Here is a 2,108-nt window from a genome sequence, read left to right on the forward strand (position 1 = left end):
ATTATGCGAAGTATCCAAGGGCATAGAGAGCGAAGAAAGCAGAAAGGCCGAAGGAAGCACCCATAAGGGCAGCAAGTACAAGCATCGGAAGACGCTGCAAACGATCAAGAATTCTAAAAAACATACATCCCTCCAATTATGCGAAGTGCTAAAGCTCACGGGATCGACGCACAATCTCAACGCGAACACGGTTTACAGTGGGTTCAGGTTGAACAGATGAAAGCTGTGGCGCGTTAATGCTGGTGGATGTGGGCAAGCCACTCCCACCAGCCTCACCACGCCACAGAGCACGATCGACAGGTTTAGTGTGGTCAAAATAGCCGGCAACAACAATGCCCTCACACATTTCAACGGGAACATCCAACGGGCTGGCCTGCTGGGTGAAACAGCGGCAGCCGGTACGTTCCGACTGATAGCAAGCAGCTGGCCGGGGCCAGTCCTGAACATCAGTGTACTTCTCTCGATAAATGGGCGCCGTCCAGGGCATACCCTCGATTTCAGGAATCAGAAGGTCAACGAGCGGTACATTTTCCTGCCCAGTGGTCACCGAAGGAACAAAACCAGAAAACGGAGCTGACGCACCTGACTGCTCGGCAACAGGCAGAGGCTCATCAGGCTGAAACCGGCTCTGGATTTGTTTGACCATTAGCACCAGGGCAACAACGCCAACAACCAGCAACGAAACCCTGCCCCATGGCACAGACAGTGTATGGGTGTGGGTGTCAGCCGAGTGATAAACGCCGAAGTACTTCTTATCCATGCGGAACTTATCAATGTTCGCATCTTTGCGGGTACCAGCTGAATCGGGGCTCTGCTGGCAAGCATCCCAGGTGAAACGGTTAATATTCAGACTGCCCATGATACGGGCGTAGTGCTGATGACGGTTCACCAGGCCGCGCACAAATGTATCAATCTGGCCTACCACTTTCTGGCAAATCAGGAATACATCATGCCCCTGGTGACGGTGAGTGGCCAGGCGCTTTACATGCTCTGGTGTGCCCTGAGAGCCATGCTTGGTAGGGAAAACGTTATAGGCTTCATCAAAAATGATCACCGCATTAGAGGGCAGCTCATACCACTTATACGCCTGCTCCTCGGTCAACTCGACCCAGCCAAGATCAGGTGATAAATCACGAATACCAAAGTAGAAAATATCGCGGTCCTTGAACTCCTTGGACTCAGCAATAAACTTGATGGTGTTCAGTGTTTTACCAGACCCGGGCGTTCCAGTGACTAGATAAAGCATTACTCTGATTTCCCAAAGGTTATACGATCATAGATGCCCATTAACTGCCTGATGGTTATTGCTGCCACGTAAGCACTAGTAATGACCTTGATTGCATCAGGCACACCAAGAGCAACAGCAACATCCCAAAATTGGCCACCAGCAGTGGCAGTATTAGATTCAATAAAACCAACGATCAATTCCGCGATAGAGTCCAACGCCTTGAACGTAACCAGCGCAATGCCCAGGGCAGCAACCACTCGAGTGATGGCATAACCAATCACAAACTTGGCTGCAGTGGCAACTATTCCAGAGAACCCGGCAGCAGTAAATATCAGTGGTATAGCCATATTTATTTACCTCTCACAAGCGCATCAAACAATATCCAACCCGCAGTCAGATAGGCAAAAAAGAAGATAAGGCCCGACAGAACCGGAAAAATAGAACAGGCCAAAGAGAACGGCAAGTTAACTGGCCCCCATCTTGTTGAAACAGACACATCAGTAACAGGACATGAATTAGATGGGCCTGACGTAAACACGCTGTTAATTGCAGCAGCAACGTCTGAATCTATATCCGTGGCATCTTCGGCGAGGATGTTCTCCATGTTGTCAGCATTAATAAGTCCCTCAGCCTCGAGACCTGACTGAAATTGGGCCTTAGTAAGTTCCTCACCGAAACACATGGTGTGCCATTGCTGTTTTAGGATCGCAACCAGCAGCGGGTCTCCGGTACCAGACGGAGGGGTGTCACAGCCACCTGACGCTGAACCAGTATTCTCACCCTCATCATCCTCACCATCACCATCACCACCGCCATCACCACCACCACCGCCACCGCCACCGTCACCGCCACCATCACCACCATCACCGCCACCATCACC

3 protein-coding genes are annotated in these 2,108 nt (G+C 50.9%); all 3 read right to left on the reverse strand.

The genetic code is table 11. The features are described from left to right. Nucleotides 1-148: 148 nt before the first annotated feature. Nucleotides 149-1,246 (reverse strand): zonular occludens toxin domain-containing protein, encoded by a 1,098-nt coding sequence (locus INT39_RS22255; protein WP_193076145.1) that lies wholly within the window; start codon nt 1,244-1,246, stop codon nt 149-151. Continuing rightward, on the reverse strand, nt 1,246-1,575 hold the full coding sequence (locus tag INT39_RS22260) for a DUF2523 family protein (protein ID WP_193076146.1): 330 nt from the start codon (nt 1,573-1,575) through the stop codon (nt 1,246-1,248). Before INT39_RS22260 ends, INT39_RS22255 begins: the two co-directional genes overlap by 1 nt. Before the next feature lie 2 nt (nt 1,576-1,577). Next, nucleotides 1,578-2,108 (reverse strand): hypothetical protein (locus tag INT39_RS22265; protein ID WP_226944968.1); only part of this gene is annotated, 531 nt, incomplete at its 5' end.

It is taken from the genome of Pseudomonas sp. FME51, from assembly GCF_014897305.1.